Raw genomic sequence first — 3696 nt, 5'->3', positions numbered from 1 at the left:
CCGAAGTCGTCGGCGGCCTGGCCGTCGTCGTGGATCGGCAGCAACTGGCTGTTGGCCGCGCCGCGGTTGCCGTCCAGCTTGACGCTGTACAGGCCGAGCAGGTCGAGGCCGAAGCCGACGGTGCCCTCGGTGAAGCCGGAGCGGGCGTCGAGGATGAAGCTCTGGGTCCAGCCTTCGGCCTGGCCCTGGCGCTCGCCCCGGATCAGCGGGTCGGTGCCGTTGAGGTAGTTGCGGTTGAAGTAGTAGTTGCGCAGGTTCAGCGAGACCTTGGCGTCCTCGACGAAGCCGGCGGCCTGGGCGCCGGTCGGCAGGGCGGCGATCACGGCCAGGGCCAGGGCGCTGGGGAGCAGACGGGAGACGGCGTTTTTCATTGTTATGGTTCCTCGTGGTGACTGATTTTCGGGGCGCACGAATCCCTCCACCGCAGCGGATGCGGAAAAAGCAGCAGGGGAGGGGAATGACCGCCGGCGTTCGCCGGCGGCTCGTTTCAGCGCCGTCTCAGGGCTTGGCGATACCGACCGAGTCCGGGGCGATCTCGATGGCCTTGGCCTTGTACATCGACCAGGTGGTGACCGACTGCCAGCGCTTGAGGAAGTCCTCGGCCTCGGCGCCGTTGAGGTTCAGGCTCTGCGCGCCGAAGTTCTTCAAAAAGCCCTGGAACTCCTCGTTGGCCACGGCCTTGGCGTAGGCCTCGACCAGCTTCTGCTTGACCTCGTCCGGGGTGTCCTTGTGCACGAAGGCGCCCCAGAACGGACCCCAGGGCAGGTACTCGGCGATCGCCGGCAGGGACTTGGTGATCGGCTCGACGCCCGGCAGTTCCGGGGTTTCCTCGGTGGCGAACACGGCCAGCGCCTTGAGCTTGCCGCTGCGTACCAGCTCGCGTGCGGCGGCCAGGCTCAGCGGCATGAAGTCGATGTGCTTGCCCATCAGTGCGGTGATGCCGGGGCCGTCGCCGCCGAAGGTCACTTCACGCACTTTCAGCTCGTCCACCGCGTTGATCATCGCGCTGACCGTGCTCGGCAGGCCGCCGGCGCCGGTGGAGCCCATGCGCAGGCTGTCCGGATTGGCCTTGGCGGCGGCCAGCAGCTCGCCCATGGTGTTGAACGGCGCCTCGGCGTTGGCGGCGATCACCACCACGTTCTGGCCGATGATGTTGACCGGGTAGAAGTCGCTGTAGTCGAAGTCGGCCAGGCCCAGCACCGGGTACAGCTGCGGGTTCTCGGCGCCGAGCAGGATGGTGTAGCCGTTCGGGCGCTGCTGCTTGACGAAGGTGCTGCCGATCACCGCGGTGCCGCCGGGGCGGTTGTTGAGGATCAGCTTGCCGCCCAGCTCCTTCTCCACGTAGGGGGTCAGGCTGCGCATCACGTTGTCGGTGGCGCCGCCGGCACCCCAGGGGATCACCGCCTGGATGCTGCGCTCGGGGTATTCGGCGTGGGCCGGCAGGGCCAGGGTCAGGGCGCTGAGGCCGAGGGCGGCGCCGGTCAGTAGAGCTTTGAACATGTGGAGATTCTCCATCGGATTGTTGTTGTAAGCCCCTGTCGGCCGGGGCGCACCTTGCCTTGCCAGGTCAGCCGCGAGCGACCGCGGTCTTGAACTTGGATTTGAGTTTCTTCAGCAGCGAGGTGTTGCCCAGCAGGATCAGCACCACGGCGCTGCTGAGGATCAGCGACAGCGGGCTGGTGACCAGGCCCTGCAGCAGCTCCAGCGGGTTGTCGCCGGCCGAGGACATGGCCTGGCGGTAGGAGGTGTCCATCAGCGGGCCGAGGATGGCGCCGAGGATGATCGGGCCCATCTGGAAGCCGAAGATCTTGAGCAGGTAGCCGAGCAGGCCGAAGCCGAGCATCCAGCACACCTCGGTCATGCTGCTGTTGATCGAGTAGGTACCGACCACGCAGAGCACCAGGATCAGCGGGATCAGCACGGCCTTGGGCATCTCGACGAACTTGGCGAACAGCTTGATGCCCATCAGGCCGAAGATCATCAGGAAGACGTTGGCCAGCAGCAGGTTGCCGACGGTGAAGTAGAAGATGTGCGGGTTCTCCACCATCAGCATCGGGCCGGGGTTGAGGCCGTGGATCACCAGCGCGCCGATGATCACCGCGGTCACCGCATCGCCCGGCATGCCGAGGGTCAGCATCGGCACGTAGGCACCGCCGACCGCCGCGCTGTTGGCGGTTTCCGGCGCCACCAGGCCCTCGTAGGCGCCCTTGCCGAAGGGTCTGCTGGGATTCTTCACGGTGCGCTTGGCATGGTCGTAGGCCATCAGCGCGGCGATGTCGCCGCCGACCCCGGGCAGCACGCCGACCACCACGCCGATGATCGAGGTGCGGATCGACAGCGGCAGGAACTTCAGCACCATGGCGAAGGACGGCAGGATCTTGTCGACCTTCTGCCGCACCACCGGGCTGTCCAGGTTGTGCAGCTGGTAGAAGGCCTCGGCCACGCCGAACAGGCCGATCATCAGCACCACGTAGTGGATGCCGCCCATCAGCTCGACCTGACCCAGGGTGAAGCGCCCCTCGGCGGTCACCGGGTCCATGCCGACCAGGCCGATCACCGCGCCCAGGGCAGCGGCGAAGATGCCCTTGGCCAGCGAACCCTCGGCCAGGCTGCCGACCAGCAGCAGGCCGATGGCGGCTACCAGGAAGTAGTCGCGCGGGGCGAATTTCAGCGCCAGATCGCCGATCAGCGGCGCCGCGCTGGCCAGCATCAGGGTGCCGACCAGGCCGCCGATCACCGACATCACCGTGCTCAGGCCGATGGCGCGACCGGCCTCGCCCTGCTGCGCCAGCGGGTAGCCGTCGAAGGCGGTGGCCACCGACGACGGCGCGCCGGGGATGTTCAGCAGGATGGCGCTGCGCGAGCCGCCATAGACGCCGCCGATAAAGATGCCGACGATCAGGGCGAGGGCGTCGTTGACCTCCCAGGAGAAGGTGAAGGACACCAGGATCGACACCGCCATGGTCACCGACAGACCCGGGATGGCGCCGATGTAGATGCCGGCGAAGGTTCCCAGGGCGGTCAGCAGCAGCAGCTGCGGGTCGCTCCAGGCCATCAGCAGATAGGAAAAGGTATCGCTCATCTCGGGTGCCTCGTTATGGCAGGTAAACGCTGAAGGCCAGGGTGAACAGCAGGTAGATCAACAGCAGCAACAGGGCGGCGATCAGCACCGCCGCGACCACCCGGCCGCGGCGCAGGTAGACGATCGACAGCACCAGGAACAAGAAGGTGCTGAGGTAGAAGCTGATCCACTGGATGGCGGCCAGGTAGGCCACCGCCAGCACGGCGAAGATCAGCGTGCGGCGGGGAAAATGCGCGCGGCGGAACTGGCCGAAGGCATCCAGCCAGCCGCTGCAATCGGGCCTGGCCTTGGCCAGCGTCTCGGCACCGATCTTCAGCGCCGCCAGCAGCATCACCAGGCCGACGCCGAGGGGGAAGGCGCCTGGCGAGTTGGCCGAGCTGAAGCCGGCGATCTGGTAGGCCAGATAGAGGATGGCCAGGCTGAAGACCAGCAGCAGCACGCAGAAGCTGCGTTCGCCGACCAGCATTTTTTCTGTCTTGTTCATGCGCTTGCTCCGACAGGCTGGGGAACCGCGACGCGGTCCGGATACGGATGGTCGTCAGGCCGCGTGGGCCAGTCGCGCTCGCAGCGCAGCGCGCGGCGGCAGCTGGCGGCCAAGGCAGGCGAGAACGGCA

At 66.9% G+C, this 3696-nt stretch carries 4 protein-coding genes; all 4 read right to left on the bottom strand.

Going from position 1 to position 3696, the window contains the following annotated elements:
- Window positions 1-371, bottom strand: a 371-nt coding sequence (locus N878_RS14895; RefSeq protein ID WP_031303229.1) for an OprD family outer membrane porin, incomplete at its 3' end; no start/stop codon positions are given.
- Between the two features lie 127 nt (window positions 372-498).
- Window positions 499-1500: a tripartite tricarboxylate transporter substrate binding protein gene (locus N878_RS14890; RefSeq protein ID WP_021444420.1), complete on the bottom strand. Its 1002-nt coding sequence runs from the start codon at window positions 1498-1500 to the stop codon at window positions 499-501.
- 67 nt (window positions 1501-1567) lie between these two features.
- Window positions 1568-3082: a tripartite tricarboxylate transporter permease gene (locus N878_RS14885; RefSeq protein ID WP_021444419.1), complete on the bottom strand. Its 1515-nt coding sequence runs from the start codon at window positions 3080-3082 to the stop codon at window positions 1568-1570.
- Window positions 3083-3095: 13 nt separating this feature from the next.
- Complete coding sequence (locus N878_RS14880; RefSeq protein WP_021444418.1) at window positions 3096-3566, bottom strand: tripartite tricarboxylate transporter TctB family protein; 471 nt, start codon at window positions 3564-3566, stop codon at window positions 3096-3098.
- Window positions 3567-3696: the final 130 nt, after the last annotated feature.

Origin of the sequence: Pseudomonas sp. EGD-AK9, assembly GCF_000465935.2 — a bacterium.
Lineage (GTDB): Bacteria > Pseudomonadota > Gammaproteobacteria > Pseudomonadales > Pseudomonadaceae > Aquipseudomonas.
This window is presented reverse-complemented; position numbering and strand designations above follow the sequence as displayed.

Bases quoted from the DNA above. Each gene is read 5' to 3' on its own strand.
- N878_RS14890 (WP_021444420.1), bottom strand. From the start codon at position 1,500: ATGTTCAAAGCTCTACTGACCGGCGCCGCCCTCGGCCTCAGCGCCCTG.
- N878_RS14885 (WP_021444419.1), bottom strand. From the start codon at position 3,082: ATGAGCGATACCTTTTCCTATCTGCTGATGGCCTGGAGCGACCCGCAG.
- N878_RS14880 (WP_021444418.1), bottom strand. From the start codon at position 3,566: ATGAACAAGACAGAAAAAATGCTGGTCGGCGAACGCAGCTTCTGCGTG.